The organism is Streptomyces sp. NPDC087263, from assembly GCF_044744645.1.
Lineage (GTDB): Bacteria > Actinomycetota > Actinomycetes > Streptomycetales > Streptomycetaceae > Streptomyces.
Genome location: NZ_JBIUYT010000008.1, coordinates 411,734 through 424,791 on the forward strand (window position 1 = coordinate 411,734; position 13,058 = coordinate 424,791).

A 13,058-nucleotide genomic window follows, 5' to 3' on the forward strand; every position below is an offset into this window, starting at 1 on the left:
GTACGCGCCCACCTCAGTCAGGAGAGACCGGTGTCAGACGTCCGTGTGATCATCCAACGCGATTCCGAGCGGGAAGAGCGAGTGGTGACGACGGGCACTACGGCCGCCGACCTCTTCGACGGGCAGCGCACCATCGTCGCGGCCCGCGTCGGCGGCGAGCTGAAGGACCTGGCGTACCCCGTGCAGGACGGCGAGGAGATCGAGCCCGTCGAGATCTCCTCCGAGGACGGTCTCAACATCCTGCGCCACTCCACCGCGCACGTCATGGCGCAGGCCGTGCAGGAGCTCTTCCCCGAGGCCAAGCTGGGCATCGGCCCGCCGGTCAAGGACGGCTTCTACTACGACTTCGACGTCGAGAAGCCCTTCCACCCCGATGACCTCAAGGCCATCGAGAAGAAGATGCAGGAGATCCAGAAGCGCGGCCAGCGTTTCTCCCGCCGTGTGGTGACCGACGAGGCGGCTCGCGAGGAGCTGGCGTCCGAGCCGTACAAGCTGGAGCTCATCGGCATCAAGGGCGCCGCGTCCACGGACGACGGGGCGGACGTCGAGGTGGGCGGCGGCGAGCTGACCATCTACGACAACCTCGACGCCAAGACCGGCGAGCTGTGCTGGAAGGACCTCTGCCGCGGTCCCCACCTGCCCACCACCCGCTACATCCCGGCGTTCAAGCTGATGCGCAACGCCGCCGCGTACTGGCGCGGCAGCGAGAAGAACCCCATGCTCCAGCGCATCTACGGCACCGCGTGGCCGTCCAAGGACGAGCTGAAGGCGCACCTCGACTTCCTCGCCGAGGCCGAGAAGCGCGACCACCGCAAACTGGGCAGCGAGCTCGACCTGTTCTCCATCCCCGAGCAGATCGGCTCCGGCCTCGCCGTCTTCCACCCCAAGGGCGGTGTCATCCGCCGGGTGATGGAGGACTACTCGCGCCGCCGGCACGAGGAGGAGGGCTACGAGTTCGTCTACACCCCGCACGCCACCAAGGGGAAGCTCTTCGAGACCTCGGGCCACCTGGACTGGTACGCCGACGGCATGTACCCGCCCATGCAGCTCGACGAGGGCGTGGACTACTACCTCAAGCCCATGAACTGCCCGATGCACAACCTGATCTTCGACGCGCGCGGCCGCTCGTACCGTGAACTGCCCTTGAGGCTCTTCGAGTTCGGCACGGTCTACCGCTACGAGAAGTCGGGCGTCGTACACGGCCTGACCCGCGCCCGCGGCTTCACCCAGGACGACGCGCACATCTACTGCACCAAGGAGCAGATGGCGGACGAGCTCGACAAGACGCTCACCTTCGTCCTGAACCTGCTGCGCGACTACGGCCTCACCGACTTCTACCTGGAGCTGTCGACCAAGGATCCCGAGAAGTTCGTCGGCTCCGACGAGGTCTGGGAGGAGGCCACCGAGACGCTGCGGAAGGTGGCCGAGAAGCAGGGCCTCCCGCTGGTCCCGGACCCGGGCGGCGCCGCGTTCTACGGCCCGAAGATCTCCGTCCAGACCAAGGACGCCATCGGCCGCACCTGGCAGATGTCGACCGTGCAGCTCGACTTCAACCTGCCGGAGCGTTTCGACCTGGAGTACACCGGCCCCGACGGCACCAAGCAGCGCCCGGTGATGATCCACCGCGCCCTGTTCGGCTCGATCGAGCGCTTCTTCGCGGTGCTCCTGGAGCACTACGCGGGCGCGTTCCCGGCCTGGCTGGCGCCCGTGCAGGCGATCGGCATCCCGATCGGCGACGCGCACGTCGAGTACCTGGAGAAGTTCGCCGCCGAGGCGAAGCGGAAGGGTCTGCGCGTCGAGGTCGACTCGTCCTCCGACCGTATGCAGAAGAAGATCCGCAACGCGCAGAAGCAGAAGGTGCCCTTCATGGTCATCGCGGGCGACGAGGACATGACGGCCGGCGCCGTCTCCTTCCGCTACCGCGACGGCTCGCAGGAGAACGGCATCCCCCTCGACGAGGCGATCGCCAAGATCGCGAAGGTCGTGGAGGAGCGGGCGCAGGTCTGACACCCGTCCTCAAAGCCCCCGGGGAGCTGCTTCAGCTCCCCGGGGGCTTTTCGTCGCCCTCGCGCGAGAACACCTGCAGCAGCCACGACGAGAACGACCCCGTCACCGCGCCGAGAAGCGCGAGGCCACACGCCATCAGGCCGACCGCGATCGTCCGCCCCGCGGGCGTCACCGGCGCCACATCCCCGTATCCGACCGTCGCGAGCGTCGCGCAGGTCCACCACACCGCGTCACCGAAGGTCCGTATCGTCGCGCCCGGCGCCGCATGCTCCTGCTGGTAGACGGCGAGGGCGCCGGCGAACCCGAGCAGTGCGACGGACAGGCCCGCGTACACGATCACGCGCGAGTAGAGGGCGAGCCGGGGCTCTCCACGCCGACGCTGTACGGCCTCGTAGACCTTGACGACGCGCAGCGGACGCAGCAGCGGCAGGACGACGACCAGAGTGTCCAGCCAGTGCGTCCGTACGAAGCGGAGCCCCTGCCCGCTCAACCGCCAGCGCACGGCGTAGTCGATCGCGAACACCGCCCAGGCGGCGAACAGCACGGCGAGGCAGATGTCCTGCCCACCGGTGGGCAGACCGTGTGCCAGGACGCGGACCGCGTACGCGGCGAGGTACAGCACCGAGGTCAGGCCGAGCGGGATCTCGGTGAGCCGCTCCCAGCGGTCCTTGCGGCTGTCGTCGTCCATCGCCCCAGCTTGGCCGTGGACCCTTTTGTTCGGCACCCGCCGACACGCCGCGAACGGGCGAAGCAATATGCTGCATCTCATGACGAGTGAGCCGGAGCAGCAGATCGGAGTGGGTACCCAGGACGCGTTCCAGCGCCTGTGGACGCCCCATCGGATGGCTTACATCCAGGGTGAGAACAAGCCCACCGGCCCCGGGGCCGACGACGGCTGCCCCTTCTGCTCGATCCCCGCCAAGTCCGACGAGGACGGGCTCATCGTCAGGCGCGGCGAGCAGGTGTACGCGGTGCTCAACCTCTACCCGTACAACGGTGGCCACCTCATGGTCGTGCCCTACCGCCACGTCGCCGACTACACCGACCTGACCGCCCCGGAGACCGCCGAACTCGGCGAGCTGACCAAGCAGGCGATGACCGCCCTCCGTACGGCCTCAGGCGCACACGGCTTCAACATCGGCATGAACCAGGGCACCGTCGCAGGCGCAGGCATCGCCGCCCACCTCCACCAGCACATCGTCCCCCGCTGGGGCGGCGACACGAACTTCATGCCGGTGGTGGGCCACACCAAGGTCCTGCCCCAACTCCTGGCAGACACCCGCAAGATGCTGGCTGAGGCCTGGCCGACAACAGCCTGACACCACAGCGGGAACCCGCATCCGTACGGCGGCGGGGGGACTGTGGCCCCCGCACGACGGCGCAAGGGGCCGTGCCGGAACGTCCGCCCGCAGCGGCTGGCGCGTCAACACCGCCCCCTTACCAAGCAACCGATTCCGCGCCCGACCGAGGACGGATGCTCCGGCACGGCCCCGACCCCCGACAAACCGCAGGCGATCCGCACACCAGCCGTCAGCCGCTACGCGTCGTACACATCAGCCTTCCGAGGCATCGGATCCTGCACCGCAGTGCTCAGGAACGAAGACCGGTTCCCGAACTGCTCCGTGTCGACCCCGTTCTCCTCAAGCACCTTGATCGAGGCGGAGTGCACCACGCGCAGCACCGGCGCCGCGGCCCGCAGGGCGTCGTCGGCCATGAAGCGATGCCGCCACGGCTGGTCGGCCCAGGCGTGCCGCAGCCCGAAGGGCTCGGGGAGCACCAGCGTGCCGCCGAGCCAGTTGAGCAGCGGCGGATACCAGGTCAGGGGAGCGCGGGCCGCGAGCCGCACGACCTCGTCGGTGGTGACCAGCGGCAGATTCACCTTGCGGGTCTCCCAGAACTTGACCGCCTTCGCGACCTCTTTGGTCGGGGCCTCGGGCTTGCTGGTGAACAGGGAGTTCACCGGCCCCAGGGCATGCCCGGTGACCTCGATCCGCAGCGTCTGGTGCAGCACGGTCACGGTGATCAGCATGGTGATGACCAACTGGCCGTCCCAGAGCGTCCACTGGACTCCGAGGTAGTGCCGGTCACCGCTGCCGAACTGCTGCTTGTTGCAGATGTCCTGTATGGCGTGGTTCTTGATCGTGTACGCGTCCACGTCCGTACCGCCCGGCCGCGACACCACCTTGGCGTTCTCGCCGATCGGCGTCACGATCCAGTGCTTGATCGTCGGCTTGGTGAAGCCACCGGTGTTGAGCGGCCCACGCTCCAGCATGCGGAGCTGGTCGTGGATGGACCGGATGACGTCCCAACTCCGGAACGGGTGGAACTCCTTGGCCGCGTCGCGCGCCACCAGCTCCTCGGCGAGCTGCCAGCTGCCCCACCGGGTGCCCATGCCGAGTATGCCCTTGGGCCCGGCGTAGAAGACGGAGTTGGACTGCTGCTCGGCGCTGAGCCGGGCCAACTCCTGCCGCAGCCGTTCGGCCGCGGACTCACCCGGGCTGCCGGGCACCGCCTCGGGGATCTTCGCGCCGATGGCACCACCCGACAGGAGGCTGCCCCAGCGCCCGCGCAGGTCCTTGGCGGTGCGCTCGCAGATCTGCTTGGCCCAGAGCCAGCCGACGACCGGGAGGATGACCGACGCACGTGCGTACCAGCCCCAGAAGCCGGTGAACGGCATTTTGACGAGGAAGAGCACGGCCAGGGCGCCGACGGCGACCAGGAGTGTGGTGGCCAGGGCGGAGGCCCGCTTGTCCGCGGTCCTGGCGATGGTGGACCGGATCTGGAAGACCAGCAGCCATATCAGCAGGCCGGGCAGGAAGAGCACACCGCACAGCACCATCACGGCCGACAGCCGGTTGTCGCGCTCGCGCCGGATGCGGTTCGCCGCGAGGCAGTGCTCCACCACGACCTGCGGCTCGGTGCCGAAGGACTGGATGAGCGGCTTGCGGCCGGCGCCCAGCATGCGGTCCTGCACCGCCCGCGCGAAGGCCTCGCCCAGGTTCGGCGAAAAGAGCTTGATCCTCGGCGGTTTGACGGTGGACTTGTGCCATTCGTTGTCGGCCTTGAGGATCTCCTCGACCCCGCTGTCCCGGTACGACGCCGAGGCGAGGGCGTAGGTCGCGGCCGTCTGTCCCTCGGAGCCCGAGAGCGGCACCTGCGCCCCAGGAGTGAAATCGAAACCGTCGAACGCCACTTCCGCCCCCCACTGCCGCTGTTCCGCTGCTGCGGCCATTCCCGACTTCCGTGCCTCGCACACCTGTTGATCAGGTCATCGTCTTGATCAGGTTCTCAGAGTATCCGCCGGGGCCGACATTCGTCGGCGGACGACCGAAGCCGTCCGCCGACCCGAAGGAGAATCCGGACCACTCGCGGCGCAGCCGAACTACGAGGCATCCCGAGCCTGTTCACGAATCCTCTCGGCGATCTGAGGCGGCATCGGCTCATGCCGCGCGTAACTGCGGCTGAAGCGCGCGGTCCCGTGCGAGAGGGAGCGTAGATCGACGGCGTACCGCCCGATCTCGATCTCCGGCACCTCGGCCCGTACGAGCGTGCGCCCGCCCCCCGCCTGCTCGGTCCCGACGACCCGGCCGCGCCGCCCCGACAGGTCGCTCATCACGGCGCCCACATAGTTGTCGCCGACCATGACGGTCACCTCGGCCACCGGCTCCAGGAGATGGATCCTGGCGTCGGCGGCGGCCTCGCGCAGGGCGAGCGCGCCCGCGGTCTGGAACGCGGCGTCGGAGGAGTCCACGGAGTGCGCCTTGCCGTCGAGCAGGGTGATCCGGATGTCGTTGAGGGGATGGCCGGCGGCCACTCCCTTGGCGGCCTGGGCGCGTACGCCCTTCTCGACGGAGGGGATGAACTGCCGTGGCACCGCGCCGCCGACGACCTTGTCCACGAACTCGATGCCGGAGCCGTTCGGCAGCGGCTCGACCTCGATCTCGCAGATCGCGTACTGGCCGTGCCCGCCGGACTGCTTCACATGGCGCCCACGTCCGGCGGCCCGGTCCGCGAACGTCTCCCGCAGGGAGACCTTGTACGGGATCACGTCGACCTGCACGCCATAGCGGTTGCGCAGCCGCTCCAGGGCGACGTCCGCGTGGGCCTCGCCCAGGCACCACAGGACGACCTGGTGGGTGTTCTGGTTCTGCTCCAGGCGCATGGTGGGGTCCTCGGCGACCAGCCGGCCCAGGCCCTGCGAGAGCTTGTCCTCGTCGGCCTTGCTGTGTGCCTGGATGGCGAGCGGCAGCAGCGGGTCCGGCATCTGCCAGGGCTCCATCAGCAGCGGGTTGTCCTTGGCCGAGAGGGTGTCGCCGGTCTCGGCCCGGCTCAGCTTCGCCACGCACGCCAGATCGCCCGCGATGCAGTGCGTGAGGGGACGCTGCTGCTTGCCGAAGGGTGCGGACAGGGCACCGACGCGTTCGTCGACGTCGTGATCCTCATGGCCCCGGTCGGTAAGACCGTGCCCGGAGACGTGCACCGTCTCGTCGGGGCGCAGGGTGCCCGAGAAGACCCGTACGAGCGAGACACGGCCCACGTAGGGGTCGGACGCCGTCTTCACGACCTCCGCGACCAGCGGCCCGTTCGGGTCGCAGGCACTGACCTCGCGCGCCCTGCCGTCCGGCGTGGTGACCGTGGGTGCCTCGCGCTCCAGCGGGGTCGGGAAACCGCCCGTGACGAGTTCGAGGAGTTCGACCGTGCCGAGGCCCTGGCGGGCGCCGTCGGCGGCGGGCGCGGCGGCCAGCACCGGGAAGAAGACTCCGCGCGCCACGGCCCGCTCCAGGTCCTGGACCAGCGTCTTGAGGTCGATCTCCTCGCCGCCGAGATAGCGGTCCATGAGGGTCTCGTCCTCGCTCTCGGCGATGATCCCCTCGATCAGCCGATCCCGCGCCTCCTCGATGAGCGGCAGCTGGTCGGGGCCGGGCTCGGCCTCCTTGCGCTCCCCGGAGGAGTAGTCGAACAGGCGCTGGGACAGCAGCCCGATCAGCCCGGTCACGGGTGCGTGCCCGTCCGGCCCCGGTGCGCCGTGCAGGGGCAGATACAGGGGCAGTACGGCGTCGGGGTCGTCCGCGCCGAAGGCCTCCGCGCATCTCCGTGTCATCTCGTCGAAGTCCGACCGGGCGGATTCGAGGTGGGTGATCACGATGGCCCTCGGCATACCGACGGCCGCGCACTCCTCCCACACCATCCGGGTCGAGCCGTCCACCCCGTCCGAGGCCGAGACGACGAAAAGGGCCGCGTCCGCCGCTCGCAGACCGGCCCTCAGTTCCCCGACGAAATCGGCGTATCCCGGGGTGTCCAAAATGTTGATCTTGTATCCGTCCCAGTCGACGGGTACCAGGGAGAGCTGCACCGAGCGCTGCTGCCGGTGCTCGATCTCGTCGTAGTCGGAGACGGTGCCGCCGTCCTCCACGCGGCCCGCCCGGTTCACCGCTCCCGCGGTCAGCGCGAGAGCCTCCACCAATGTCGTCTTGCCCGATCCGCTGTGGCCGACCAGCACCACATTCCGTACGGACGCGGGGTGGTCGGCCGCCGTAGCCCTGCCGGCGGCTCCGGGGTGTGCGTTCGCCTTGTCGCCCATGGCCTTGCCTCCCGTGCACGGTGAGGTCACTGTGGGCGCGGACATACCGAAGCCGCGTGCGGTGGCGGCTCCGGTGACGCCCGCGGTGCCTTCGAGCTTTCCACTCGTGTCACGGTGCGTCCATACAGCGGACGTGATCGCGCCACGGGACCGGCGTGATCGCGCCGGGACGCGGTGGCGCGGGTGCCCGACCGTCGCACAAGCGCGCGCGTGGCTACGATGGGCCAGCCGGTGGCCAGCAGGGGCCGCGCGGCGACACCGACCCTCGGGAAGGCCATGCTGAACAAGTACGCGCGTGCATTCTTCACGCGTGTCCTCACACCGTTCGCCGCGTTTCTCATCCGCCGGGGGGTAAGCCCCGACACGGTCACCCTCCTGGGTACGGCCGGAGTGGTGGCGGGCGCGCTGGTCTTCTTCCCCCGCGGAGAGTTCTTCTGGGGCACGATCGTGATCACGCTCTTCGTGTTCTCGGACCTCGTCGACGGGAACATGGCGCGCCAGCTCGGCCGCTCCAGCCGCTGGGGTGCCTTCCTGGACTCGACGCTCGACCGGGTCGCCGACAGCGCGGTCTTCGGCGGGTTCGCGCTCTGGTACGCGGGCAGCGGCGACAACAACGTCCTGTGCGCCGTCTCGATCTTCTGCCTGGCCAGCGGCCAGGTGGTCTCGTACACCAAGGCCCGCGGCGAGTCGATCGGGCTGCCGGTCGCGGTCAACGGACTGATCGAGCGTGCCGAGCGACTGGTGATCTCACTGGTCGCGGCGGGCCTCGCGGGCATGCACAAGTTCGGGATCCCCGGCATCGACGTACTGCTGCCCATCGCTCTGTGGATCGTCGCCGTCGGCAGCCTGGTCACGCTGATCCAGCGCGTGGTGACGGTGCGCAGGGAGTCCGCGGAGGCGGACGCCGCGGCCGAGGCCGAGGTCCGGAGCAGCGGGACCCCGTCGTGAGCGGTCTCCAGGACCGGCTGACGGACGGGGCGTACGCGCTCGGCTGGAGCACCGTCAAGAAGCTCCCCGAGCCGGTCGCCGTGCGGCTGGGCCGGACGATCGCCGACATCGCCTGGAAGAAGCGCGGCAAGGGCGTACGGCGGCTTGAGAGCAACTACGCGCGCGTGGTGCCCGACGCGACCCCGGAGCGGCTCGCCGAGCTCTCCAGGGCGGGCATGCGCTCCTATCTGCGCTACTGGATGGAGTCCTTCCGGCTTCCGGCCTGGAGCAAGGAGCGCGTGAAGGCGGGCTTCGAGGTGAAGGACGAGCACTTCCTCACCGACGGGATCGCCTCCGACAAGGGCGTCATCCTCGCGCTGCCCCACATGGGCAACTGGGATCTCGCGGGCGCCTGGGTCACCACCGCACTCGACACCCCCTTCACGACGGTCGCCGAGCGGCTCAGGCCCGAGTCGCTGTACGACCGTTTCGTCGCCTATCGCGAGGGCCTCGGCATGGAGGTCCTGCCGCACAGCGGTGGCACCGCGTTCGGCACGCTGGCCAGGCGGCTGCGCGACGGCGGCCTGGTCTGTCTGGTCGCCGAGCGCGATCTGTCCGCGTCCGGCGTCGAGGTCGACTTCTTCGGCGAGGCGACCCGGATGCCTGCCGGACCGGCGCTGCTGGCCCAGCAGACCGGCGCCCTGCTTCTTCCCGTGACGCTCTGGTACGACGACTCGCCCGTGATGCGGGGCCGTGTACATCCCCCTGTCGAGGTCCCCGAGGCAGGCACCCGGGCCGAAAAGACGTCTGTCATGACACAGGCGCTGGCCGACGCCTTCGCCACCGGGATCGCCGACCATCCGGAGGACTGGCACATGCTCCAGCGCTTGTGGCTCAAGGACCTCGATCCTGAGAGGGATCCCCAGAAGGGCCCTGACCAGGGTCCCGAGCAGTATCCACAGAAGGGGACCCCGTGAGGATCGGCATCGTCTGCCCGTACTCCTGGGATGTGCCGGGCGGCGTCCAGTTCCACATCCGTGATCTGGCCGAGCACCTCATCCGCCTCGGACACGAGGTGTCCGTCCTCGCCCCCGCGGACGACGAGACCCCCCTGCCGCCGTACGTCGTCTCGGCGGGCCGAGCGGTTCCCGTGCCGTACAACGGCTCGGTGGCGCGCCTGAACTTCGGCTTCCTGTCGGCGGCCCGGGTACGGCGCTGGCTGCACGACGGCACCTTCGACGTGATCCACATCCACGAACCGGCCTCGCCGTCGCTGGGCCTGCTGGCGTGCTGGGCCGCGCAGGGCCCCATCGTCGCCACCTTCCACACCTCCAACCCGCGCTCCCGGGCGATGATCGCCGCGTACCCGATCCTGCAGCCCGCCCTGGAGAAGATCCGCGCGCGGATCGCGGTGAGCGAGTACGCGCGCCGCACCCTGGTCGAGCATCTGGGCGGCGACGCGGTCGTCATCCCGAACGGCGTCGACGTCGACTTCTTCGCCCGCGCCGAGCCCAAGGCCGAGTGGCAGGGCGAAACCATCGGCTTCATCGGCCGGATCGACGAGCCCCGCAAGGGCCTGCCCGTCCTCATGAAGGCCCTGCCGAAGATCCTTGCGGAGCGCCCGCGGACCCGTCTCCTGGTCGCGGGGCGCGGCGACGAGGAAGAGGCTGTCGAGGACCTGCCGGAGGAGATGCGTTCGCGGGTCGAGTTCCTCGGCATGGTCAGCGACGAGGACAAGGCACGCTTCCTGCGCAGTGTCGACGTGTACGTGGCTCCCAACACCGGCGGCGAGAGCTTCGGGATCATCCTGGTGGAGGCCCTTTCGGCGGGGGCGCCGGTGCTGGCCTCCGACCTCGACGCGTTCACGCAGGTGCTGGACCAGGGCGCGGCCGGCGAGCTGTTCGCCAACGAGGACGCGGACGCGCTGGCCGCCTCCGCCGTACGGCTCCTCGGTGATCCTGCACGTCGAGCGGAGCTGCGCGAGCGGGGGAGCGCACACGTACGGCGGTTCGACTGGTCGACCGTCGGGGCGGACATTCTGTCCGTGTACGAGACGGTGACGGACGGGGCTGCCGCGGTGGCCACCGATGAACGGACGGGTCTGCGGGCGCGGTTCGGGCTGGCTCGGGACTGAGGGGGACGGGCTGAGGGGGGCCGGCCCTTTCAGGGAGCGGACGGTCCGTGCGCCCGCGCGCGGGTGGACAGTTCACTTCTCCAACTGCCCGTGTCCGGGCCCTCGAAGAGCTGGGCCCCCGCACAGGTAGCCTTCCGCCCGTGACCCCAACCCTCATCTGGACCCTCGTCGGCCTTGTCGCGATCGGCCTCTACCTGAGCTGGACCGCGGGGCGACTCGACCGGCTGCACGCCCGGATCGACGCGGCCCGCGCCGCCCTCGACGCGCAGCTGCTGCGCCGGGCCTCGGTCGCCCAGGAACTGGCCACGTCCGGAGTCCTCGACCCGGCCGCGTCGATCGTGCTGTACGAGGCGGCGCACGCGGCCAGGCAGGCCGAGGAGGAGCAGCGCGAGGTGGCCGAGAGCGATCTGAGCCAGGCGCTGCGGGCCGTGTTCGGGGAGGTGCAGCAGGTCGAGGCCGTGCGGGCCGCGCCCGGTGGCGAGGAGGCCGCCGGGGAACTGGCCCAGGCGGTGCGGCGGGTGCCGATGGCCCGGCGCTTCCACAACGACGCCGTACGGGCCGCCAGGGCGCTCCGCGAGCACCGTGCGGTCCGCTGGTTCCATCTGGCCGGGCACGCGCCGTTTCCGCTGGCCTTCGAGATGGACGACGAGCCCCCGGTGGCCCTGGCGGACCGTCCCACGACCTGAGTGTGAGGGTTTCTCGCCTCCGCGGGCGAAGAAAAATGAGCCACCGCCTCCCCATTGGCCCTTGCTGTGGCCTGGTTCACTCGCGTTTCCTCGGTAGTGCAGAAACCCTCTTTCACCGAGCGAGGTCAACCCGTGTCCAGCACACTCTCCAACTCCGCACAGCCCACTGAAACCACTGCGACCGGCACCGCGCGCGTGAAGCGCGGCATGGCCGAGCAGCTCAAGGGGGGTGTGATCATGGATGTGGTCAACGCCGAGCAGGCGAAGATCGCCGAGGACGCGGGCGCCGTCGCCGTCATGGCCCTTGAGCGCGTCCCGGCCGACATCCGCAAGGACGGCGGCGTGGCCCGCATGTCGGACCCGACCATGATCGAGGAGATCATCGACGCGGTCTCGATCCCGGTCATGGCCAAGTCCCGTATCGGCCACTTCGTCGAGGCCCAGGTCCTCCAGTCCCTCGGCGTCGACTACATCGACGAGTCCGAGGTCCTCACCCCGGCCGACGAGGTCAACCACTCCGACAAGTGGGCGTTCACGACCCCCTTCGTGTGTGGCGCCACCAACCTGGGCGAGGCCCTGCGCCGGATAGCCGAGGGCGCCGCCATGATCCGCTCCAAGGGCGAGGCCGGCACCGGCAACGTCGTCGAGGCGGTCCGCCACCTGCGCCAGATCAAGAACGAGATCGCCAGGCTGCGCGGTTACGACAACAACGAGCTGTACGCCGCCGCCAAGGAGCTGCGCGCCCCGTACGAGATCGTGCGCGAGGTCGCCGAGCTCGGCAAGCTGCCGGTCGTGCTGTTCTCCGCCGGTGGTGTCGCGACCCCCGCCGACGCCGCGCTGATGCGCCAGCTCGGTGCCGAGGGCGTCTTCGTCGGCTCCGGCATCTTCAAGTCCGGCGACCCGGCCAAGCGTGCCGCCGCCATCGTGAAGGCCACCACCTTCTACGACGACCCGAAGATCATCGCGGACGCGTCCCGCAACCTGGGCGAGGCCATGGTCGGCATCAACTGCGACACCCTCCCCGAGGCCGAGCGCTACGCGAACCGTGGCTGGTAGGCACCCATGAGCACTCCTGTCATAGGCGTCCTGGCTCTCCAGGGTGACGTACGGGAGCACCTGATCGCCCTGGCCGCGGCCGACGCCGTGGCCAGGCCGGTGCGGCGTCCCGAGGAACTCGCCGAGGTCGAGGGTCTTGTCATCCCCGGCGGCGAGTCCACCACCATCTCCAAACTGGCCGTCCTGTTCGGCCTGATGGAACCTCTCCGCGCGCGCGTGCGGACCGGCATGCCGGTATACGGCACCTGCGCCGGCATGATCATGCTCGCCGACAAGATCCTCGACCCGCGTTCGGGCCAGGAGACCGTCGGCGGCATCGACATGATCGTGCGCCGCAACGCCTTCGGACGTCAGAACGAGTCCTTCGAGGCGGCGGTCGACGTCACGGGTATCGAGGGCGACCCTGTAGAGGGCGTCTTCATCCGTGCTCCCTGGGTCGAGTCCGTGGGCGCCGAGACCGAGGTGCTCGCGGAGCACGAGGGCCACATCGTCGCCGTACGGCAGGGCACCGCGCTCGCCACGTCGTTCCACCCTGAACTGACCGGGGACCACCGCGTGCACGCCCTGTTCGTCGACATGGTGCGCGCGAACCGGACACCGGAGTCCTTGTAGGATCTGGGGATCCCCCAGGCTCCCGAAGCTCGGGGAGTTCGTACAGGATGGGTTA

The 13,058-nt window shown here is 69.6% G+C and carries 11 protein-coding genes; 8 read left to right on the plus strand and 3 right to left on the minus strand.

Going from position 1 to position 13,058, the window contains the following annotated elements; translation table 11 throughout:
- Positions 1 to 30: 30 nt before the first annotated feature.
- The gene (thrS, locus tag ACIPC1_RS26980) at positions 31 to 2,007 is read left to right on the plus strand and encodes a threonine--tRNA ligase (RefSeq protein ID WP_402521211.1); all 1,977 of its coding nucleotides are present in this window, start codon (positions 31 to 33) and stop codon (positions 2,005 to 2,007) included.
- Positions 2,008 to 2,038: 31 nt separating this feature from the next.
- Here the strand turns inward: thrS and ACIPC1_RS26985 are convergent, their stop codons facing one another.
- A complete protein-coding gene (locus tag ACIPC1_RS26985; protein WP_402521214.1) occupies positions 2,039 to 2,695 on the minus strand; it encodes a potassium channel family protein in 657 nt (218 codons plus the stop codon).
- A 67-nt stretch (positions 2,696 to 2,762) separates the two neighbouring features.
- Here ACIPC1_RS26985 and ACIPC1_RS26990 point away from each other — a divergent pair, with 67 nt between their 5' ends.
- Positions 2,763 to 3,326, plus strand: a complete 564-nt coding sequence (locus ACIPC1_RS26990) for an HIT family protein (RefSeq protein ID WP_402521216.1) — start codon at positions 2,763 to 2,765, stop codon at positions 3,324 to 3,326.
- Between the two features lie 218 nt (positions 3,327 to 3,544).
- Here the strand turns inward: ACIPC1_RS26990 and ACIPC1_RS26995 are convergent, their stop codons facing one another.
- Both ACIPC1_RS26995 and ACIPC1_RS27000 read right to left on the minus strand, forming a co-directional pair.
- Positions 3,545 to 5,239: a hypothetical protein gene (locus ACIPC1_RS26995; protein WP_402521218.1), complete on the minus strand. Its 1,695-nt coding sequence runs from the start codon at positions 5,237 to 5,239 to the stop codon at positions 3,545 to 3,547.
- Between the two features lie 150 nt (positions 5,240 to 5,389).
- Positions 5,390 to 7,588, minus strand: coding sequence for an elongation factor G-like protein EF-G2 (locus ACIPC1_RS27000; RefSeq protein WP_402521221.1), 2,199 nt, complete (start codon positions 7,586 to 7,588; stop codon positions 5,390 to 5,392).
- Between the two features lie 219 nt (positions 7,589 to 7,807).
- On the opposite strand from ACIPC1_RS27000, the gene pgsA reads away from it, so the two are divergent.
- The 6 genes from pgsA to pdxT all read left to right on the plus strand — a co-directional run bounded on the left by pgsA (position 7,808) and on the right by pdxT (position 13,003).
- Positions 7,808 to 8,536 carry a phosphatidylinositol phosphate synthase gene (gene pgsA, locus ACIPC1_RS27005; protein WP_402521442.1) on the plus strand — a complete coding sequence of 243 codons (729 nt, stop codon included), beginning with the start codon at positions 7,808 to 7,810 and terminating at the stop codon, positions 8,534 to 8,536.
- Positions 8,533 to 9,492, plus strand: a complete 960-nt coding sequence (locus ACIPC1_RS27010) for a phosphatidylinositol mannoside acyltransferase (protein WP_402521223.1) — start codon at positions 8,533 to 8,535, stop codon at positions 9,490 to 9,492. Before pgsA ends, ACIPC1_RS27010 begins: the two co-directional genes overlap by 4 nt.
- The gene (locus tag ACIPC1_RS27015) at positions 9,489 to 10,649 is read left to right on the plus strand and encodes a glycosyltransferase family 4 protein (RefSeq protein WP_402521226.1); all 1,161 of its coding nucleotides are present in this window, start codon (positions 9,489 to 9,491) and stop codon (positions 10,647 to 10,649) included. Before ACIPC1_RS27010 ends, ACIPC1_RS27015 begins: the two co-directional genes overlap by 4 nt.
- 140 nt (positions 10,650 to 10,789) lie before the next feature.
- Positions 10,790 to 11,335, plus strand: coding sequence for a hypothetical protein (locus ACIPC1_RS27020; protein ID WP_402521229.1), 546 nt, complete (start codon positions 10,790 to 10,792; stop codon positions 11,333 to 11,335).
- Between the two features lie 132 nt (positions 11,336 to 11,467).
- Positions 11,468 to 12,391, plus strand: a complete 924-nt coding sequence (gene pdxS, locus ACIPC1_RS27025) for a pyridoxal 5'-phosphate synthase lyase subunit PdxS (protein WP_384389175.1) — start codon at positions 11,468 to 11,470, stop codon at positions 12,389 to 12,391.
- A gap of 6 nt (positions 12,392 to 12,397) precedes the next feature.
- Positions 12,398 to 13,003, plus strand: coding sequence for a pyridoxal 5'-phosphate synthase glutaminase subunit PdxT (pdxT, locus tag ACIPC1_RS27030; RefSeq protein WP_402521233.1), 606 nt, complete (start codon positions 12,398 to 12,400; stop codon positions 13,001 to 13,003).
- Positions 13,004 to 13,058: the final 55 nt, after the last annotated feature.

Excerpts from the sequence above, each read along its gene's own strand:
- ACIPC1_RS26995 (WP_402521218.1), bottom strand. The coding sequence starts at position 5,239 with ATGGCCGCAGCAGCGGAACAGCGGCAGTGGGGGGCGGAAGTGGCGTTC.
- ACIPC1_RS27000 (WP_402521221.1), bottom strand. The coding sequence starts at position 7,588 with ATGGGCGACAAGGCGAACGCACACCCCGGAGCCGCCGGCAGGGCTACG.
- ACIPC1_RS26990 (WP_402521216.1), top strand. The coding sequence starts at position 2,763 with ATGCTGCATCTCATGACGAGTGAGCCGGAGCAGCAGATCGGAGTGGGT.
- ACIPC1_RS26985 (WP_402521214.1), bottom strand. The coding sequence starts at position 2,695 with ATGGACGACGACAGCCGCAAGGACCGCTGGGAGCGGCTCACCGAGATC.
- pgsA (WP_402521442.1), top strand. The coding sequence starts at position 7,808 with ATGGGCCAGCCGGTGGCCAGCAGGGGCCGCGCGGCGACACCGACCCTC.
- pdxT (WP_402521233.1), top strand. The coding sequence starts at position 12,398 with ATGAGCACTCCTGTCATAGGCGTCCTGGCTCTCCAGGGTGACGTACGG.